This window comes from Paractinoplanes brasiliensis (genome assembly GCF_004362215.1).
GTDB classification, from domain to species: Bacteria; Actinomycetota; Actinomycetes; order Mycobacteriales; family Micromonosporaceae; genus Actinoplanes; species Actinoplanes brasiliensis.
In genome coordinates, this window is sequence record NZ_SNWR01000001.1 from 6,954,670 (window position 1) to 6,974,439 (window position 19,770).

Annotated in this window: 16 protein-coding genes; 9 read left to right on the forward strand and 7 right to left on the reverse strand. The window is 71.3% G+C overall.

Annotated features, from left to right (window positions below):
* The first annotated feature begins 144 nt into the window (after positions 1 to 144).
* Positions 145 to 630 (forward strand): glycosyltransferase family 9 protein, encoded by a 486-nt coding sequence (locus tag C8E87_RS45850; protein ID WP_279536901.1) that lies wholly within the window; start codon positions 145 to 147, stop codon positions 628 to 630.
* Positions 611 to 1,591 carry a DNA topoisomerase IB gene (locus tag C8E87_RS31060; RefSeq protein WP_133876366.1) on the forward strand — a complete coding sequence of 327 codons (981 nt, stop codon included), beginning with the start codon at positions 611 to 613 and terminating at the stop codon, positions 1,589 to 1,591. The genes C8E87_RS45850 and C8E87_RS31060 overlap by 20 nt, the downstream gene beginning before the upstream one ends.
* 36 nt (positions 1,592 to 1,627) lie before the next feature.
* Here C8E87_RS31060 and C8E87_RS31065 read toward each other — a convergent pair whose 3' ends face one another.
* A complete protein-coding gene (locus tag C8E87_RS31065) occupies positions 1,628 to 2,968 on the reverse strand; it encodes an IS4 family transposase (RefSeq protein WP_239080768.1) in 1,341 nt (446 codons plus the stop codon).
* 196 nt (positions 2,969 to 3,164) lie between these two features.
* Between C8E87_RS31065 and C8E87_RS31070 the strand changes: the two genes are divergently transcribed.
* The 4 genes from C8E87_RS31070 (at position 3,165) to surE (ending at position 6,867) form a co-directional block, all read left to right on the forward strand.
* The gene (locus C8E87_RS31070) at positions 3,165 to 3,446 is read left to right on the forward strand and encodes a hypothetical protein (RefSeq protein WP_133876367.1); all 282 of its coding nucleotides are present in this window, start codon (positions 3,165 to 3,167) and stop codon (positions 3,444 to 3,446) included.
* A gap of 77 nt (positions 3,447 to 3,523) precedes the next feature.
* Positions 3,524 to 4,959, forward strand: a protein-coding gene (locus C8E87_RS31075; protein ID WP_438866173.1) for an IS3 family transposase whose coding sequence is annotated in 2 segments (ribosomal slippage) — positions 3,524 to 3,881 and positions 3,881 to 4,959 — 1,437 coding nt in all. Because the reading frame shifts where the segments join, the coding sequence is not laid out codon by codon here.
* A 193-nt stretch (positions 4,960 to 5,152) separates the two neighbouring features.
* Complete coding sequence (locus C8E87_RS31080) at positions 5,153 to 6,070, forward strand: 1-phosphofructokinase family hexose kinase (protein WP_239080539.1); 918 nt, start codon at positions 5,153 to 5,155, stop codon at positions 6,068 to 6,070.
* A complete protein-coding gene (gene surE / locus C8E87_RS31085) occupies positions 6,067 to 6,867 on the forward strand; it encodes a 5'/3'-nucleotidase SurE (RefSeq protein WP_133876368.1) in 801 nt (266 codons plus the stop codon). The genes C8E87_RS31080 and surE overlap by 4 nt, the downstream gene beginning before the upstream one ends.
* Here surE and C8E87_RS31090 read toward each other — a convergent pair.
* The 6 genes from C8E87_RS31090 to C8E87_RS31115 form a co-directional block, all read right to left on the reverse strand.
* Positions 6,846 to 8,117, reverse strand: coding sequence for a glycosyltransferase 87 family protein (locus C8E87_RS31090; RefSeq protein ID WP_133876369.1), 1,272 nt, complete (start codon positions 8,115 to 8,117; stop codon positions 6,846 to 6,848). The genes surE and C8E87_RS31090 overlap by 22 nt on opposite strands.
* Positions 8,118 to 8,399: 282 nt before the next feature.
* On the reverse strand, positions 8,400 to 9,584 hold the full coding sequence (locus tag C8E87_RS31095; RefSeq protein ID WP_133876370.1) for a hypothetical protein: 1,185 nt from the start codon (positions 9,582 to 9,584) through the stop codon (positions 8,400 to 8,402).
* Positions 9,584 to 9,910, reverse strand: a complete 327-nt coding sequence (locus tag C8E87_RS31100) for a PadR family transcriptional regulator (protein WP_133876371.1) — start codon at positions 9,908 to 9,910, stop codon at positions 9,584 to 9,586. Before C8E87_RS31100 ends, C8E87_RS31095 begins: the two co-directional genes overlap by 1 nt.
* A gap of 237 nt (positions 9,911 to 10,147) precedes the next feature.
* Entirely contained in the window at positions 10,148 to 14,491 is a 4,344-nt protein-coding gene (gene cydC, locus C8E87_RS31105) for a thiol reductant ABC exporter subunit CydC (protein WP_239080538.1), read from the reverse strand.
* A 326-nt stretch (positions 14,492 to 14,817) separates the two neighbouring features.
* A complete protein-coding gene (gene cydB, locus C8E87_RS31110) occupies positions 14,818 to 15,798 on the reverse strand; it encodes a cytochrome d ubiquinol oxidase subunit II (protein ID WP_133876372.1) in 981 nt (326 codons plus the stop codon).
* A gap of 11 nt (positions 15,799 to 15,809) precedes the next feature.
* Entirely contained in the window at positions 15,810 to 17,177 is a 1,368-nt protein-coding gene (locus C8E87_RS31115; RefSeq protein WP_133876373.1) for a cytochrome ubiquinol oxidase subunit I, read from the reverse strand.
* A gap of 75 nt (positions 17,178 to 17,252) precedes the next feature.
* On the opposite strand from C8E87_RS31115, the gene C8E87_RS31120 reads away from it, so the two are divergent.
* From C8E87_RS31120 to C8E87_RS31130, 3 genes are all read left to right on the forward strand, one after another.
* A complete protein-coding gene (locus C8E87_RS31120) occupies positions 17,253 to 17,603 on the forward strand; it encodes a BlaI/MecI/CopY family transcriptional regulator (RefSeq protein WP_133876374.1) in 351 nt (116 codons plus the stop codon).
* On the forward strand, positions 17,600 to 18,508 hold the full coding sequence (locus C8E87_RS31125; RefSeq protein ID WP_133876375.1) for a M56 family metallopeptidase: 909 nt from the start codon (positions 17,600 to 17,602) through the stop codon (positions 18,506 to 18,508). Before C8E87_RS31120 ends, C8E87_RS31125 begins: the two co-directional genes overlap by 4 nt.
* A 211-nt stretch (positions 18,509 to 18,719) precedes the next feature.
* Positions 18,720 to 19,697 carry a C40 family peptidase gene (locus C8E87_RS31130; protein WP_133876376.1) on the forward strand — a complete coding sequence of 326 codons (978 nt, stop codon included), beginning with the start codon at positions 18,720 to 18,722 and terminating at the stop codon, positions 19,695 to 19,697.
* The last annotated feature ends 73 nt before the right edge of the window (positions 19,698 to 19,770 follow it).

Sequence of the window (19,770 nt, forward strand, 5' to 3'; positions counted from 1 at the left end):
CGGAGGACGGTTGAGAGCGGCTCCGGCGTCGGTTCGGGCGTGCCGGGTGTCGCGGCGGACGTGTCCGGCGTCGAGGTGGGCGTGCCGGGTGTCGCGGCGGACGTGTCCGGCGTCGAGGTGGGGGTGCCGGGCGTCGCGGCGGGGGTGTCGATCGTTCATCCGGGGGCCAAGTCGCCGTCGCGGCGGTGGCCGGTGGAGCGCTACGCGACTGTGGCCAGGGAACTGATTGCGGAGGGTCACCGTGTGGTGATCACCGGCTCTGAGGCCGAGCGAGACCTCGCCCTACGGGTCGCTGAACGTGCCGGCCTCGGTGAGTCGGCTGTGCCGCGTACGGGGCTGGGGGAGCTTGCTGCCCTTGTCGCGCACGCGCGGGTGGTGATCAGTGGGGACACCGGCATCGCGCATCTGGCGTCGGCATACCGTACGCCGTCGGTGGTCCTGTTCGGACCGATGTCGCCGGAGCGCTGGGGGCCGCCCGGCCGGCCGCAGCACCGGGCGATCTGGCACGGGACCCGCAGCGAGCCCGGCGACAACCCCGGCCCCGGCGTGCATCCGGCGCTCCTGGCCATCGAGCCCGGCGAGGTGCTCGCCGCCGCCCGCGAGGTGACCGGTGCGGCTGCGACGCTCTGAACTGAGCAAACCCGGGTACGCGCGACAGCGTACGGGGAAAGGTTTCACCTACCGTGACGCCGATGGTTCGCGGCTCACCGACAGTGCAGCCGTCGAGCGGATCAAGGCGCTCGTCATCCCGCCGGCGTGGACCGATGTGTGGATCTCGACCGACCCGCGCGGGCACATTCAGGCGACCGGGATCGACGCCGCGGGCCGTAAGCAGTACCGCTACCACGACGAGTGGCGGACCGCACGCGACGAGGAGAAGTTCGATCACGCGCTGGAGGTGGCGGCGCGGCTGCCGAAGATCCGCGACCGGCTCCGTGCCGACCTCACCGAGAGGCGCGGCCTGACCCGGGAACGCGTGCTGGCGGCGATCGTCCGGCTGCTCGACATGGGCATGTTCCGGATCGGCAGCGACCAGTACGCCGTACGGGAGGACGACCCGTCGTTCGGGCTCTCGACCCTGCAGCCCTCGCATGTGCGCACCAAAGGCGGGTGTGTGCTGCTGGAATTCCAGGGCAAGTCGGGCGTGTCGCACTCGGGCACTGTCGACGACGGCGAGGTCTGCCGGGTTCTGCGCGACCTCAAGGCCCGTCGCCGCGGTGAGGACCGGCTGTTCGCGTACTACGACCGGTCCGCGCGCCGCTGGCGGGAGATCCACGCCGACGACATCAACGACTACCTGCGCGAGGCCAGCGGCGAACAGATGACGGCGAAGGATTTCCGTACGTGGCACGGAACCGTCGAAGCGGCCCGGTCGCTCGCCTCGCAGGGGCCGCAGCCGACGGAATCGAAGCGCAAGAAGGCCGTGTCGCGGGCGATGAAGGACGTGTCCGGACTGCTGGGCAACACGCCGGCGGTGGCGCGGGCGTCGTATGTCGATCCGCGGGTGCTGGAGGCCTACGAGGACGGCGACGTCGTGAAGTCCGGCAGCGAGAAAGCGGTCGCCAAGCTGATCAAAGAGACGAGGGACTAGCGCCAATGCCGGGTAGTTAAGGGTCCGGGCTGGGTGTCAAGGTGGTCCGGCGAGGATGGTGAGGCTGATGGTGGCCTGGTAGGTGCGCCGGTCGATGTTTGGGCCGCGGGCGTTGTATTTGGAGATGGCTCGTTTGACGGTGCGGGCGTTGACGCGTAGCCGTCGGGCGGGCAGGAGGTCGTCGAGGACGAGGCGGCCGATCTTGCCGATCAGGTCGATGACGGTGTCGGCGATGACACCCGCGGCTTGGATGACCTGGTCACGGGCGGCGTGCAGGGCGATGGTGAAGCTGGCCCGGTCCGGGTCTGTGCTGGTGTCGCTGTTGGTGGCGTCGGTCATCGCGGTGCGCAGGATCTGGTAGGTGACCAGCAGCGCGTGGATTTCCTGGTCGACGCCGGTCGGGGTGCGTGCTCGTAGTACCCGGCCGTCGAGGATGCTCGATTTGATCTCCAGGTAGGCGGTCTCGATTTCCCACCGCTCGTGATAGAGCCGCAAGATCGTCGTGGCGGGGTAGGCGTCCGGGTCGAGCAGGGTGGTGATCAGCCGGTAGACACCGGTGACCGTGCCGGCCTTTGTCTTGATGCTGATCTCGGCGTCGATGACCCGGACGCTCTGGCCGCCGAACATCGACCGGTAGGAGCCGTCGACCAAACGGTGCAGTACGGGAAGCTTCGGACCACCACGGCCGGTCTTGGCCCGGACGAGCAGATGTGATCCGCAGCCGGTCACGAGGTTGAGCAGCTGACCGGCGGCGAAGTTGCGGTCGGCCAGCAACAGCACCCCGGCGGGTAGCCGGGCGAGAAGATCCTTGGCATACGTGGTCTCGCCGCTGGTGATCGGCCCGAACACGGCGTCCATCACCGATCGGGTGCCGCAGGCCATGATCGTGACCAGCCGCAGCATCGGATAGCTCGACCCGCCGGTGCGTCCGCCGCGTTGTTTGGAGTATCGGGCCAGGTTCGCCGTGGTGTCGGCCGTGAACAAGGTGGTGCCGTCGATCGCGCAGACCAGCAGACCGCGCCAGCGCACCGGCCCGGCCATGCTGGCTGCCGGGCCGCGCAGCAGGTCGAACAACGCCCGTAACGGTTGCGGGCCGACCCGGGCACGGGCCTTGGTCAACGCGGCCGCGCTCGGGTCCGTGACCGGCAGCCCGTCCAGGCCACTGATCAGGCGTTGCCACACCTGCCGATAGCCGATCTCGGCGAACAAACACCCCGCGAGCAACAGATACACCACGACCCGCGAGGGCAGGTCCCGAACCCGCTGCTGAGTACAGCGGGTCTGAGCCAGGACCGTATCGATCATCTCGAACGGCACCTGTTGGGTCAGCTCACCCAGATGACCCGGCGCGAACGGGCCTGCCGCGACCCGGACCACACGCGTAATGACAGACTGAACCAACAGCGGGGCTCCCGGCGGTAAGGCATGTCTTTGGCGGACGTACCTCTCCTACCGGAGTCCCGCTGCCAGTCTCAGCACCAACACACCCTCTTGACCAACCACCGCCGCGCTTAACTACCCGGCATTGGGACTAGCGCTGCGGACCCGGGACGGCGGTGGCAGGATCGTTGGTATGACCGTCATCGCTACGCTCACCGTCGAGCGGCCCTCCGGGCACTGGTTCGACCGGGCCCGGGCGTACGAGATCGTCGTCGACGGCGCCGTGAAGGGCTCGATCCGCTGCGGCCGTGAGTTGTCGCTGGCTCTGCCGCCGGGCACTCACACCGTGCGGGCCAAGCTCGACTGGACCGGCAGTGAGGCCCTGCCGGTCCACCTCGGACCGGGCGCCACCGTCCGCCTGCGTGTCGAGCCCCGCGGCGCCCGCTACGCGGCCGGTCCCTGTCTGTCAGGGTGAGTTGAGGCCAGCGGTTCATAGCAAGTCCGCCGGACAGGGCGAGTTCAGGATTGAGAGCGTTGACTACTGCTGTTGACATGGTCGTGGCCCAGGATGGGGTCATGAGTCGCAAGAAGGGACCGCGTGCGGGCGGGCCGCGGGCCCGCCGGAACTTCACGCCGGGACAGAAGCTGGACCTGCTGACCCGCTACGAGCAGGCCGTGGAGGCCGGTGAGGGCGGGGCGTTCCTGCGGCGGGAGGGCTTGTACTCGTCGTTGATGTCGGAGTGGCGCCGGGCTCGTGACGCCGGGCTGTTGCAGGGTAAACCCGCTGGTGAGACCGTCGGGCGGCCGTCGGCGGAGCAGGCCGAGATCGCCCGGCTGCGGCGGGAGCTGGAGTTGGCGCAGGCGAAGCTGGCGCGGACGGAGACGGCGTTGACGATCATGGGAAAAGCGCGCGAGCTCTTGGAGGACATCTCCAGGAGCGAGCCGGACGGTCCGGACGTGTTCGGGCTCGGCAAGCGCTGATGGACACCTACCACCAGCTGACCAGTGTGAAGATCACGACGCGGGAGGCGGAACGGCTGACCGGGATCGCCCGGTCCAGCGCGGACCGCGACCGGCGCCGCCCGACACCGGTCGGGCCGGCCCGGCAGGCACCGGCGAACGCGCTCACTACGGCCGAGCGCGAGCGGGTGCTGCGGTTGTTGAACAGTCCGGAGTTCGTCGATGCCGCCCCGGCGCAGATCTACGCGGCACTGCTGGACCAGGGTGTCTACGTGGGCTCGATCGCCACCATGTACCGGATCATGCGTGAGCACGAGCAGGTCCGGGAGCGGCGCCGGCAGGCCCGGCACCCGGCCCGGACACGTCCCGAGCTGGTCGCCGACGCACCCCGGCAGGTCTACAGCTGGGACATCACGAAACTCGCCGGACCGGTCAAGGGCGTCTACTTCGACGCGTACGTGATGATCGACATCTACTCCCGGTACATCGTCGGCGCACGGGTGCACGCCCGCGAATCGGGTCCGCTGGCCGAGAGCATGATGCGTGAGGTATTCGGCGCCCACGGCGTCCCGCACGTGGTCCACGCCGACCGGGGCACCTCGATGACCTCGAAATCGGTGGCTGACCTGCTCGAAGACCTTCAAGTGACCCGCTCACACTCACGGCCGAAGACCTCGAACGACAACCCGTACAGCGAGGCCTGGTTCAAGACGCTCAAATACGCGCCGGTCTTCCCGCACCGCTTCGCGACCCTCGCGGACGCCCGGACCTTCATGGCCCAGTTCGTGACCTGGTACAACCACGCCCACCGGCATTCCGGGATCGGCCTGCACACCCCCGCCGACGTCCACCACAGCCGCCACCACCAGATCCGCGCCGGCCGCGAGGACACCCTCGCCGCGGCCCGCACCGCCCACCCGGAACGGTTCGGCACCGACCGGCCACTGCCCAAGATCCTCGACCTGCCCGACCAGGTCTGGATCAACCGGCCCGACCTGCAAACCCAGCCCGAACGCCAAGCCGCTTAACTCCCGTTGGCCTCATTCCCTTGACACGTTCCGGGTCGGCGTTACCTGCGCCTGACCCGCGTCACCTGATCCGGCCGTCGTTGCCTGCGCCTGACGTCAGCTCAACCGGCGTCCCCTCCGCCCGACCCGGGTCACCTGAACGGGAAGCGCGCCGGTGGTGCTTGAGGTGGGGCCGGTGGGGTATGAAGGCGGCATGACCGACCGGGTGATGGTTTTTGCCCCCGCGCCGATTTTGACCGTCACGATCGAGCAGCACCACGATGCGCCGGATCTGCACGTCCACCCGGGCGGGCAGGGTGTCTGGCAGGCCCGCATGATCTCCGCGCTCGGAGTGCCGGTGACCTTGTGCGTCGCGCTCGGCGGGGAACCGGGGCTTCTTGTCGGGGCGCTGCTCGGGGAGGAGGGTTACGACGTGCGTGCGGTGTCCCGGCGCGCCGCGACCGGGTGGTACGTGCACGACCGCCGGGACGGGGAGCGGGACACGGTGGCCGAGCATCCGGGGGAGCCCCTGGAACGCCACGACCTCGACGAGCTGCACAACGTGGCGCTGACCGAGGGGCTGCGCTCGTCGGTGGCCGTGCTGAGCGGGCCGCACGGACCCTCGGTGGTCGACCCCGCCCTGTACGAGCGGCTCGCGGCTGATCTGACGGCGAACGGCGTACGGGTCGTGGCCGACCTGTCCGGGGACTACCTTTCCGCCGTACTGGAAGGTGGGGTGGCCTTCGTCAAGGTCAGTCACGAGGAGCTGATCGATGACGGCCTGGCCGGGGACGACAGCGTCGACTCGCTGCTGGCCGCGGGGCGCAAACTGCTCGAACGCGGTGTCGAGGCGGTGCTGATCAGCCGGGCCGGGGATGCCGCGCTGGCGCTCTACGACGGGCACGAGTGCGAGGTGCATCCGCCGCCGCTGCGGGTCAACGAGCATCGAGGAGCGGGGGACTCGATGACCGCGGGAGTGGCTTCGGTGCTGGCCCGGGGTGGTTCGATGGAGGAGGCCCTGCGTACGGGGTCGGCCGCGGGCGCCCTCAACGTGACCCGGCACGGCCTGGGGACAGGGCGGGGCGAGGCGGTGCGGGAGTTGATGAGCCGCGTCCGGATCGAGCCGCGATGAGGGTGCTCGTCACCAACGACGACGGGATCGCGGCGCCCGGTCTGGCCGCTCTGGCGTCGGCCGTTCCTTCCTCGTACGAGGTTGTCGTGGCCGCCCCTCGGGAAGAGGCCAGCGGCCTGAGCTCGGCGCTGACGGCGGTGGTCTCCGACGGCCAGATCATGATCACGCCGGCTGACATCTCGGACCTGTCCGCGTACGGGGTGGCGGCCTCACCCGCGTACATCGTGGTGCTGGCGTCCTTGGGGGTCTTCGGCCCACCGCCGGACCTCGTGCTGTCCGGGATCAACCGGGGCGCCAACGCCGGACGGGCCGTGCTGCACTCGGCGACCGTCGGCGCGGCGCTGACCGCGGCCAATTACGGCATGCGGGCGATGGCGGTGTCGCTGGACGTGCTCCACCCGTCGGCCAAGGTGTCGGCCGCGTCCGGAGGCAACGCGATCGTGCTGCCCTCGGACGATGCGCTCCACTGGGGTGCCGCCGCCACAACCGCGGCCTCGTTGCTGGGTGTGCTCGAGGAAGCGCCCAAGGGCACGGTGTTCAACGTGAACGTGCCCGACCGTCCGGCGCCGCCCGACTTGCGCGAGGCCACGCTGGCGTCGTTCGGCCAGGCGGGCATCGCGGTCGCCGAGGCCGGGGAGGGTTTCGTCCGTACGACCATCGAGCGCGTCGACGAGCCGCTGGTGCCCGGCACCGACCTGGCACTGCTGGCCGACGGGTACGCGACAGTGACCGCCCTGCGCCCGCCCGCCGAGGTCCCCGGCATCCGCATCCCCGCTCAGCGCCGGGTCTCCTCGTAGAGCAGCGCCTTTTCGCGCGGCCGACTGCGGGTTCCGTCGTGCACCGGGATCAGCGCCGCCACGAGGATCGCCAGCAGCAGCCGTGACTCGCTCAGCGGTTCCAGGGCCGTCACCGGCAGCACCATCAGGGCCAGCACGGTCACCGGCCAGCCGAGCCGTACCCATGCCGGCCCGGCAACCGGCAACAACGCGGCCGCCACGAGCCAGACCTGGTGATGGGTCCACGACACCGGTGACAACACCACGCTGGCCGCCCCCACCACCACGGCGGCTCCGAGCCAGTGGTTCTCCCGAGCCAGCCGTACGCCCCGGACCAGCCCCGCTGCGGCGATGCCCCCGCCGATCGCGAGCACCAGCACCGACCGCGCGTGATCCGGCACATCGAGCCGCATGAGGGCGCCGTTGAGCGACTGGTTGCCCACGCCGGTGATGTAGCCGAGCCGGCTCACATGGAAGATCTCGCCCGCCCAGAACCGCCACGAGTCACCCGGCAGCGCGAGCGCCCCGGCCAGCCCGCACCCGGCGAACGTCACCGCCGCCGTGACCGCCGCCCGCTTCCGCCCGGAGAACCACAGCAGCGGCACAAAGATCAGCGGCGTGAGCTTGACGGCGGCCGCGATTCCGATGAGAACGCCGTTCCATCCCGTACGCCGCAGGACCAGCAGATCGGCTACGACAAGCGCGACGAGGAACAGGCTGACCTGCCCGTACTTCAGATTCGACGAAACCGGCGCCGAGACCACCAGAACCAGAGCCGCCACCCCAACCGCGCCCGCGATCCCTGTCGGGCGGTGACTCATCTCCGGCGCCGCGCTCCCCGTTGTTCGGTGGCTCATCTCCAGCGCTGCGCTCTCCGTCGTTTGGCGGCTTGTCTCCAGCGCTGCGCTTCCCGTCGTTCGGTGGCGCGTGACCAGCGCGGCCAGGGCGGGGATCCCCGTTCTTCGGTCGTGCATGACCAGTGTGGCCAGGGCGGCGACCGTGCCGAGGGTGGCCACTGTCCACGCGACCTGGACGACGAGGGTCGGCGCCCAGGTCAACGGCGCGAAGACCACGGCGGCGAACGGCGGATACGTGAAGGGCGCGGCCCCTCGCGTGAAGTCGTACAGGCTGCTGCCCTGGGCGAGCCCGTCGACCGCGCCCAGATAGACGGACAGATCGGTGAGCCGGAACTGCGCCGGCCGCCCCAGCGCCACACCGGCCGAGACGAGACCTGCCACGACGGCCGCCACCCAGATCCACCGCTTAGCCATGGTCGGAACTCTACATAGGGTGTGGCGAGCGCGAAAGGCCTGCGGCCGGCGAGGGGCTGGTCGGTGACGACGTTCCCGGAGTGCGTACGCCTGTGCGCCCAGTGCTGACGACAGAGGCACTGGGCTGCCCGGGACTACTCGAACGGGTCGGCCGGTCCGTGCGGCTCCTGCACCAGCAATTCCCTGACCGTCACGAGCTTCCGTGGATGGTCCCGCAACGGGTTCAACACGGGCCGGCAGTCAACGTAGCGTGCCCGTACCCGCAAGCTCACGATCCCAGGTTCAGGTGTCCGGAATCGGGGGCAAGGGTTCGGTGGCGTGCACGGCGAGCACCGCGAGGATCAGGGCTGTCAGGCCGAGGCCCCAGGGGTGTTCGACGAAGCCGAAGCCGAACGCTGTGGTGTTGTCGAGCATGCGGGGGAGTGCGGCCTCGGGGCTGGTGGGCGCAGCGGACAACATGGGCGCCACCACCGATCCGGCCACCGCTGCGGTGACGCCCACCGCGATGCGGCCCGTGTTGCCGATCCGCCTCGGCGACCGGACCGCCGCCGTCCGGAGAACCGCCGCCCTCCGGAAAACTGACGCCACTGTGAAGGCCGTGCACAGCAGCAGCGGCCCGGCCATCACGGCGGTGTTGGCGAGCAGGATGTCGGAGGCGTGGAACGCCGTGCCGGAGGACTGGGCGCTGCCGAACGCCGCGGCCCCGTCGGCGAAACGGGGGCCGAAGGCGACGACATCGCCGGGCAGCAGGGACAGGGGGAACCAGGCCGGGGCGCTCCAGGCCGGCGCACCGAGAACCGACGCGGCGTGCGCGGCGCCCGCGACGGTGGCCAGTTCGAGCGTGAGGAGGCTTCCGCCGGCGGCGACGGCGAGAGCCCGGCGGCGGTTGCCGTTGCCCACCAGGCGCCGCGACCACCAGGTCACGGTGGCCAGGCCCGCGGCCCAGACCACGACGGCCGGGGCGATGTCGATCGCGCCCATGAACGGCATGACCGGCGCGGCGTTGCCCACGAACAGGAACGCGAAGACGGCCACACCCATGAGGGCCGTCGACGCGCGGACCCGGGATCCGGCCACGGCCAGCCCGGCAGCCGCCACGACCAGCAGCACCGGCGCGAAGAACCCGGTGGAACGGGCGACGTTGGCCGCGAGGGCAGCGCACAGCGTCACGCCGGCCGCGACCGCTGACGCACGGCCGAGTTCCGACGCCCGATCGCGCCACCCCGGCTCGCCGACAGCGGGTGACACGGCGAGCGAGGCGGCGAAGGCCAGCTTGCGCCGCCATCCACCGGCGAAGGCGAGCTCGGCCAGCCACTCGTCGCGCATGACATCGGCCAGATCCTCGGGCCACCGCCGCGCGGCCACGACCACGAGCGCTCGCGCCACCCGGTCGGCGAAGTTCCCCGGCCCCCGCGCCGGCTGATCACTCGGCCCTCCCGGTTTCCCGGCCCGGGAACGGCGGCCCATCACGCCTCCTGGGGGCGGCCCGCCGGCCCGGTCGCGCGGGACATCTGCTGCTGCATGAGGGCGACCTCACGCCGGGCGGCAACTGTGCCGTCGGGGGTCAGCTGGTAGTAGCGGCGGCTCGGGCGGCCCTCGGCGACCGGGTCGATCTGTTCCCAGTGCGACTCGACCCAGCCCGCGCGTTCGAGCCGGGCCAGGATCGGATAGAGCGTGCCGCTGGGCAGCCCGGACTGCTGCATCAGCTCGAGGCCGTATCGCTGCGCGCCCGGGTCGGCGAGCAGCCCCGCCAGAACCTTCAGCACCGACGCCGTGATCCGGGGCTCACCCATGTACGCACCCTACATAGGTCCGGCTCGGCTTCGAGCCGACGCCTACCTGGGCGCCGGGGTCGCGTGCCTCCCGTACGAGAGCGATTTCGCCCTGATCAGGGAGCCGGCCCGGCTTGGCCGGGCTGCCCCGCACGCGGTCGACGAGGCGCTGGCCACCATGCGGGTGTTTCCCCAGCTGTACGGGCCTGGTCGTGTTGCGCCGCCCGACGTTTTCCACGCCGCCGGACATCCACCTGTTCACGCCGCAACTGCGGTTCCCGCGCGGAGTGTCAACCGCCCAGCGCTGAGCTCGAGCACCCGGTCGACCCGGTCCAGCCCCTCGGTACGGTGCGTCAGCAACAACACCGTACGCCCGCCGGACGCGTCGAGCAGGTCGGCCATCACCGCCCCGGCGACGTCCTCGTCCAGCCCCTCCGTCGGCTCGTCGAGGATCAGCACCTCGGGCTCGGCCAGCAGGGCCCGCGCGGTGGCGAACCGGCGCGCCTGCCCGCCCGACATCGTGGCGCCGCCGCTGCCCAGCCAGGTGCCGAGGCCGTGCGGCAGGGCGCCGAGCCAGCTTTCGAGCCGTACGCGGGTGAGGGCGGCCCGCAGCTCGTCGTCGCTCGCGGCCGGCCGGGCCAGGCGCAGGTTCTCGCGGACCGTGGAGGCGAAGACGTGATCGGTGTCGTCACCGACCAGCACGATGCGGCCGCGGATGTCGTGTTCGGGGTGGTCCCGATGGGACATCGTGCCGGAGCGCGGGTCGAGGAGGCGGGCCACCACCGAGGCCAGGGTGGACTTGCCCTCGCCGGAACGGCCGACGACGGCCACCCGCTCGCCGGGGGCCAGGTCGAGATCGAGGTTGCGGAGAGCCGGTTCCCGCGCCGGGTCCCAGCCGGCCGTGACGGCGCGGAGGCTGATCGGCCCGATCGCGCCGGTTGCCTTCACCACCGCCCGCCCGTCGTTGGCCGATGGGGTTGTGCCGACCTCCTGGGTCGTCATGGCTACGGGTCGGTGTCCGGCTTTCGACTTGGCGGAAGGGAGGGGCCCTACCGTCGGGAAGGTGGCGCTGGGAGGGTCGGTTGTCAGGGCGGTCAGCCGGCGCTCTGCCGCGGCGGCCCGCAGGCGGGCCACGGCGGCGTCGGGCAGCGTGAGGACGGTCTCGCCCAGCACGACGGTCGCCAGCAGCAGCACGGCGGCCCATTCCGGGGTGAGCCCGCCCAGCGTGAACGCGGTGCCGACCACGGCGACACCCCACCCGAGATGCGCGACCGCGGCGGCCGTCCCCGAGGCGTGGGCGGCTTTCGCCTCGAGGCGGGCCAGGTCGCGGCTGCGCCGATGCGGTACGTCGTCGGCCGCGCCCCCGAGGTCCTCGATGCCGTCGACGGTCTCGACCATCGCGTCCTTCATCCGGGCGCGGGCCTCGCCGGTGGCGTGCTCGTCCCGGCGCGCCTGGCGCACGGCCAGCAGCGGCGCCAGGACCCCGGCGACGAGAAGCCCCCCGGCCAGCGGCACCACGGCGCTCGGCGCGGCCAGGGTGACCGTCGTTCCCGCCGTGACAACCGTGGCACCCGCGATCAGGGCGGGCAACCGGCCCCGGAGCAGTCCGTCAACCCGGGCGTCGACGTCACCGACCACCTTGGAGAGCAGGTCACCGCGCCGCCGCAGCCGCGGGCCGGGAACCCGCGGGATCAGGTCCGCGAAGACCCGGGCCCGCCAGGCGCCCAGACGCGCGAAGGCCACATCGTGCGCCACGAGCCGTTCCAGATAGCGCAGCAGGGGCCGGGCGACCGCGCTGCCCCGCACCAGAACGACGGCGGTCGAGAGGCTCAGGACCGGGGGCATGCTCGACGCCCGTACGAGAAGCCAGGCCGCCGCACCGGTCAGCACCAGGCCCGCCAGGGACGACCCGCTGCCCAACGCGACGGCTACCGCGGACCCCGCCCTGGGGCGTCTCGAGACGCGCTGACACCGGTCAGCCCAGCGCGAACTCCTCCCGGGCCGCCGCCACCAGGCCGTCATCCGCCTGCTGGTCGACGCGCCATCCGTTCTGCGTGCCGTGTTCGGGCCGGCGTTCATCGGGTGGCGGCCCGTTGTGCCGGTGTTTGCCGGGGCGTGGCCTGTCATGCGGTGGCTGAGTGGGTCGCCGGCGGGTTTGTGGCCGGGAGAGTCGTCTCCAGTTGTGCGGTGGCGTGGTGAGTCGTTGCCGTTTGCGTCGGCGCTTGCTGACGGTCCGCCGCCCGGCTGGATACCGAGGAGGGAACCGGCTGACGACGGCACGGCGGACTCGGTCGGGCCGGCGGAATTCGCCCCGGATGAGGTTGACGGCGCAGGCGTTGCGAGGGAGACCACACGGTCGGCGGCGGCGAGCAGAGCGGGTCTGTGGGCGACCACCAAAACCGCTGCTCCGGCCCTCGCCGCCGCGCGCAGGCGGCCGATCACTATCGACTCGGTGGCGGCGTCCAGGTGAGCGGTCGGCTCGTCCAGAAGCAACGTGACCGGTCGGGCGGCCCACTCGCCGCGTGCGCCGATCTGCTCGCGGTGGGTGGTGTTGCCCTGCTCGCGGTGGGTGATGCTCGCATGGTCGCGGTGGGTGGCGTTCGCCTGCTCGCGGTGGGTGGCACTGGCCCGCTTGCGGTGTGTGCCGTCGACCTGATCGGTGTTTGGCCCGTCGACCGGGTCGTGCGGGGCGGTGGCTCGGTGCAGCAGCGCGGCGAGGGCCAGACGCTGGCGTTGACCGGCGGAAACACCGGCGCCGCGTTCGCCCAGCGGGGTGTCGGGGGTGACGTCGCCGGTGAGGCCGACCGTGTGCAGGGCCTCGGCGATGTCGGCGGTCGGCGGGAAGAGGTCGGCGACCACGCGGGCGTGGGGCAGCGTGGGGCGTTGGGGCAGATAGAGCGGGTTCGCGGCGTACGCGACTCCGGCGGCCGCATCGTGCAAGCCCGCGAGGACACGCAGCGCCGTGGTCTTGCCCGCGCCGGAGGGGCCGCTCAACGCAACGATCTCACCCGGACTGACCACCAGTTCGTCGAGCACAGCGGCGTCGCGGATGGCTCCGGGATAACGAGCGCGAAGTCCCAGCGCCACAACGCCACCGCCCCCGACCGATGCGGTAACGGCATGGCCGCCAGGACACGATGAATCAGCGGCATGACCGGCGATGGTGGTGCCGCTGGTCGCAACGGGCCCGTCCCATGCGGCTCCGGCATGACTCAGGCGTGGCGATGAAACAACGGCATGGCCAAAGGGCGTGGGGGCTGGTTTGCCGTTGGTAGGGGCGGCTGCCTCGGATGCGGCTGAAGCGTGGTTGGCGCGTGGTGATGAGGGATCGGCATGGCCGGCGGCCGCGGGTGTCGTGTCGCTGTTGATCGCGCTGGCCACCTCATATGCGGTTAGGGCATGGCGGGGGCCAGGCGATGACGGGGCCGCATGGATAACCGTGGCCGGCGCGGAGCAAGCGGTGCCGCGGGGGATTGCGGCGGCGATGTGGGATGGCGTGTCCGCATGGGACGGCGTGTCCACGTGGGATGCATTGAGTGCTTGGGATGCGGTGGTGGCATGGGTTGTGGGATGTGATGCGGCAGGCGCATGGGTGGAGTCGTGGGATTGCCTCTCCGCTTGTGATGCCGTGGCGGCATGGGTCGTGGGGTTCGATGCGGCGAGGGCATGGAAGCCGTTGTCCGATGGTGGGTTGGTGGGGGTCAGGATCTCGTCCACGTCGGAGATGACTGCTGTGGCGTCGGTGGAGGCGTGGTAGCGGGCGGCCATCTCGCGGAGCGGGCGGTAGGCCTCCGGGGCCAGCAGGATCACGAGCAGGGCCGGGCCCAGGGACAGGTTCCCGGCGGCCACGCGCAGGCCGGCCTCCACGGCGATCAAGCCGACGGAGAGGGTGCCGACCAGGTCGAGGGCGGTGGAGGAGAGGAACGCCACGCGCAGGACCCGCAGGGTCGCGGAACGGTGCTGATCGGTGAGGTCTTCGACGACGGCGGTCTGACGCTCGGCGCGGCCGAAGATTCGGAGCGTGGGCAGGCCGCGCACGACGTCGAGGAAGTGGCCGGCCAGGCGGGCATCGGTCTGCCAGCGGCGGCGGGCCTGGGTTTGCGTGGCCCAGCCGATCAAGGCGCCCAGCACGGGGATCAGCGGCAGGGTGACCAGGGCGATCACGGCCGAGGCGGGGTCGACCACGGCCATGGCGACGACGACGAGTGGGGGCAGGGCGACGCCGAGGACGAGGGCGGGGAGGTATCCGCCGAACCAGGGCTTGAGGGAGTCGAGGCCGGTGGTGAGCACGGCGGTCAGACGTCCGGCGCCGAAGGAAGCGACCCATGCGGGGCCGCGCCGGGGGAGGGCGTCGAGCATGGCCCGGCGGAGTTCGTCGGTGACGCGGGCGGCGGTTCGGCGGGCGACGACCTGTTCGGCCCAGGCGAGGACGGCCCTGGCGGCGAACGCGGCGGCCAGCAGGACGGCGGCCCGGCTCCGGGTGGTGGGGTCGGCGACCAGCATCGCCAGGGCGGCCGCCACGGCCAGGGTTGCGCCGGCCTGGCCTGCTCCGAGGAGGGCCAGGCCGGCGATGCCCGTCCGGCTGGTGCGGGCGTGACGCACCAGCCGGGGGTCCAGCGGCCCGCGTGGCGGGCGCGACCGCTGGATCTCCGCGGCCCGGAGAGAGGCCGGCGGAGTGGAACTGGGAGGAGCGGGTGGAGCGGAACCAGGAAGAGCGGGTGGAGCGGAGCCGGGAGGAGCCGGCGGAGCGGAGCCGGGACGTGCCGGCGGAGCGGAGGGGGGAGAAGTCGGCGGAGCGGAGGTGAGCGGGCCGGCCCCAGCAACGGCGGCGGCAGCGGAGACAGCGGCTTGGACCGACGGTGGAACGGCTGCGGGGGAATCGGCGGGGGACGCCGTGGCGAGGCGGCGGGGAGCTGGGGTTGCGCCCGTCATGAGGGGACCCGATCGCTGGCTACCCGGCGGCGGAAGACCCAGTAGGAGAAGGCCTGGTAGGCCAGAACGCCGGGGAGGATGAGGACGCCGGCCCAGGTGATGAGTTCCAGGGCCTGGGGTGTGGCGGCGGCCGCCTCCCGGGTCAGGGACCAGGCGGGGTTCAAGGTGCTGGGCAGGACGACCGCGCCGTGGGTGGTGAAGACGGCGGTCACAGCGCCGGCCACGGTCAGCGCTGTGGTGGTGAAGGCCAGGGCCTCGCGGCCGGTTCGGGCCAGCACGGCGGCGGCGAAGCTCAGCACGGCGGCGGCCAGCACAAGCGACGAGCCGGTGGCGGAGCCGGTGACGACCAGGGCGACGGCCCCGACCGTACCCAGCCGGCGGGCGAGTGTCCGGGCGCGGTGGCGCAGGGGTCCGCTCGTACGGAGGGAAAGGAAGGTCGCACCCAGCATCAGCGCCGCGTGAAGGGCCGCCAGGGCGCCGAACAGGGCGGGCAGGGTGAGGATCGGGTCGAGGCTGCGGGCCAAGCCGGCGCCGGTCACCTGGCCGTCGGCGCCGAGGGCGAGCCCGCGAGCGAAGACGGCCAGCAGCGCGCCCCACAGCAGCACGATGCCGAGCGAGCTGACGGCCAGGGCGAGGTCGGCTCGGCGGCGGTACCGTTCGCCGTCGCCCTTGCCGCGGAACTCCAGGGCCACGCCGCGCACCGCCAGCAGGAGCAGCAGCACGACCATGGGCAGGTAGAGACCCGAGAGCAGGGCGCCGTACCAGGCGGGGAACGCCGCGAACGTGACCCCGATGGCGGCCACGAGCCAGACCTCGTTGCCGTCCCAGAACGGGCCGATCGTGCGTACGGCGGCTCCCCGCTCGTGATCGTCACGACCGAGCACCGGGCCCAGGACGCCCACCCCGAAGTCGAACCCCTCGAGCACGAAGAACAGCACCCAGGCGAGCACGACGACCGAGAACCAGAACGTGATCACGGTAAAGCTCCTCAGTAGACGGGTGCGAGGTCCGGCTCGTCAGCGGACGGGGACGCAGCGGCCGGGGTGAGTGGCCGGCGGGCGAGGTGGCGTACCAGCCGGAGCCAGACCACGGCGAGCACCCCGTAGACGACCGTGAAGCCGGCCAGCGACACGACAACCTCGGAGCTGGTCAGGCCGGGTGAGATGCCGTCGGCGACCTTCGAGATGCCGAACGCGATCCACGGCTGCCGCGCGGTCTCGGTGAAGATCCAGCCGAACGTGTTGGCGGCGGCGGGCAGCAACGGGATGAGCGGCAGCCACCGGGTCAGCCAGGTCGGCGCGGTGCGGCCCCGGCGGGTGCGCCACAGGTAGAAACCCGCGACCAGCATGGCCAGCATCCCCGCGCCGATCATCAGGCGGAAGGTCCAGAAGGCGACGGGGATCATGGGCACGTACGAGCCGGGGCCGAACTCCGCCGCGTACTGAGCTTGCAGGTCGTCGATGCCCTGGACGGTGGCGTTCGGGTTCCCCTTGGCCAGGATCGACAGCAGCCACGGGATCTCGAGCGCGAACTCGGGCAGCGGCTTGCCGGTCGCGAACACGGCGAACGGCGCGCCCGACGTCGTCTCGTACAGGGCCTCGGCGGCGGCCATCTTCATCGGCTGGACCTCGGTGATGACCTTGCCGAGGTGGTCGCCGGTGAGGGCCGTGAACCCGCCCCCGGCGAGCGTGAGCCAGGCGCCGAGGCGGGCGAGGACCCCGTACGCGGGATCGGCAATGAGACGCCACACGCCGAGCGCCAGCAGCAGCGCCCCGCCCACCATCAGCGCCCCGGCCATGGTGTGCGGAAAGGCGGCCAAGTTGACCTTGTTGAGCATCAGCTCGGTGAACGAGGTGAGCCGGGCCCGCCCGGTGACGGGGTCGAGCGCGTACGCCACGGGGTTCTGCATGAAGCTGTTGGCGGCCAGGATGATGAACGCGCTGAGCAGCGTGCCGACCGCGACGATCACGATGCAGGCGGTGTGGACGAGCCGGGGCAGGCGGTCCCATCCGAAGTACCAGAGCGCGAGGAACGTCGCCTCGAGGAAAAACGCGAGCATGCCCTCGATCGCCAGGGTGGGCCCGAAGACGTCGCCGTAGAAGTTGGCGAACGCGCTCCACCCGAGCCCGAACTGGAACTCCTGGACCAGTCCGGTGACCACGCCGACGGCGAACGTGACGATCAGCAGCTTGCCGACGAACTTGGTCAGGTGCAGGTACTGGTCGCGACGAGTGCGCAGCCAGGCGATCTGCAGGCCGGCGGCGGTCGCGGCCAGGCTGATCGACAGTGGCACGAAGAAGTAGTGGTAGATCGTCACGACCGCGAACTGCAGCCGGGTCAGATCCAGCACGTCCATGGGTGTCCCCCTCTACGACGTCTCGTAGTAGATACTACGACACGTAGTACGACGCGATGCAGTAGACTGCGTGACATGGCTCTCGGGGATCTGGAACGCGAGGTCATGACGCAGTTGTGGGACGCCGGTGAGCCGCTCACCGTGCGGCAGGTGCACGAGCGCCTGAGCCGTCAGCGCGACTTGGCCTACACGACGGTGATGACCGTGCTCGACCGGCTGGCGAAAAAGGGCGTGGTCCTGCAGCAAAAGGCGGACAGGGCTTACAGGTACGCGGCGGCGCAGTCCCGCGAAGAGATGACGGCTTCATTGATGCTCGACGCGCTGTCCTCCTCGGACGACCAGGACGCGGCCCTGGCGTACTTCGTGGGGCAGCTCCCGCCGGAAGCGCTGGTGGCAGTGATCGAAGCGGCGCAGAAGAAGCGGTGACCGCGCTGCTGCTGGGTGCGCTCGGGCTGGCGTTGTCGCTCGTGGTGCCCGGCGTGCTGGCCACCGCCCGCTGGACCGATCGGGCGCCGGTTGCTGCCGTGGTGCTCTGGCAGTCGATCACGCTTACGGCGGTGCTGGCGGCGCTCGGGGTGGTGCTGGCCGCGCCCGAAGAGGTTGTCCGGGCGGCCGGGTCGGGGCGGCGGGTGGCCGAGGTGGCGCTCATCGGGGCGTTGGCCGTGGCCGCGGTCATCATTGTGCGGCTGCTGCTCTCGTTGATCGGGGTGAGCCGGCGGTCGCGGGCGAGGCGGGCCCGGCACCGCCTGCTTGTCGACCTGCTCGACCGGGCCGAGCAGCACCGGGAACTGGGGCCGGACAACCTGCGTGTGCTCGACGGCGCGTTGCCGCTGGCCTACTGCGTGCCGGGTCGCGAGCCCCGGGTGGTGCTCAGTCACGGTGTGTTGCAGGTGCTCGACCGTACGCAGATCGACGCCGTTCTCGCCCATGAGCAGACCCACCTGCGGCACCGGCACGAGGTGGTGATGGAGTCGTTCACCGCGTTCTATCGTGCGGTGCCGCGCCCGCTGCGCAGCCGGCAGCCGCTCGACGCCGTGCATCTGCTGCTCGAGATGATCGCGGACGACGCCGCGCGCCGCCGGGTGGGTGACGGGCCGTTGCGTGCCGCGCTCGAGCGGCTGTCCGACGCTGTCCCTCTCGCGGAGGACGTCAAGGCCGACCCTAAGGGTGACGCACGTCGCAGACGGCTCGACCGGCTGACGGCGTCGCACACCCCGTCCGTTGCCCTGAACATGGCCGCGGGGGCCGCCGCGATCGGTCTGCTGGTGTTACCGACGGTGATTCTCGTGGTCCCATGGCTTGATCGAGCGCTCGAAGCCTGGCCGCTGTAGTCACCGAGCGTGCAACCTCTGGAGCGCAAAGTTGCCCGCCGGTGCCGCTTTATATAAGGACGTGATCTCCAGTACGGTGTTTCCCGGTCCGGCAGCCCCCCATCGACCACCCGGCCGATCTGACGGATCACCGCTTGAACGCCGCTCGTGACGTACCGGAAGAAGCCGCGAGCCGGTCGGCGGATGAGGGAAGAAAGGACACCACACCCACGTGCGTCGCGCCGCAGTAGTGCGCAGCCTGGTCTGCGCCGTCGCCGCGGTCGGGATCGTCCTGTCCGGACCCGCCGCCGCGCATGCCACACCCTCGCCGGGCTCGGTCGAGGCGCAGATCGACAAGCAGTGGAACCAGCTGGAGCCGGTCATCGAGCAGTACAACGACGTGCACGGCAAGCTGCTGAAGAACCGGGCCCAGCAGAAGAAGCTGGCCGCCCAGCTCGCCCCGCTCCAGGCCAAGGTCGACGCGGCCATGAAGCAGGTCCGCGGGCTCGCCGTCGACGCCTACAAGCAGGGCTCGCCGGGCGCGCTCAACGCCATGCTGATCACCGGCTCGCCGACCGGGCTGACCGACAAGCTGATGTATCTCGACCAGCTCGGCCGGCACCAGCAGGAGCAGATCGCCGACGTCGCCGCCCTGCGCGACAAGCTCGCGGCGACCAAGGCAGACCTCGACGTCGTGACCAAGGCGATCGCCGTACGCGACGTCGACCTGGCCGAGCGCAAAAAGACGATCGAAGCCAAGATCACCTCGCTGCAGAAGCTCCGCACCCAGGCGTACGGGTCGGCCGACGTCGACGACGGCCCGTTCCGGACGGGTCCGTGCCCGGTGGACTACACCAACGACAAGGGAGGACGGGCCGCCCAGCGCGCCTGTGACCTGATCGGCCTGCCCTACGTCTTCGGGTCGGCCGGGCCCAACTCGTACGACTGCTCGGGTCTGACCCAGGAGGCGTGGTCGGCCGTCGGGGTGCACCTGGAGCACTACACCAAGGACCAGTGGAGGCAGGGGCGGCCGGTCTCGCGGGACGAGCTCCAACCCGGTGACCTGGTGTTCTACTATCCCGGCAGCCTGCATCACGTGGCCATCTACATCGGCGGCGGCAAGGTCGTGCACGCCCCGCACACCGGCGACCACGTACGGATGGCGACCATCGACAGGGGCCCGATCGCGGGTTACCGCCGGCCGGGCTAGGCAGTCGTCGGAACATGCGTCGAAGGCCGTCGGGGCAGGGTCCCGGCGGCCTTCGGTCGTCACAGGCGGCGCG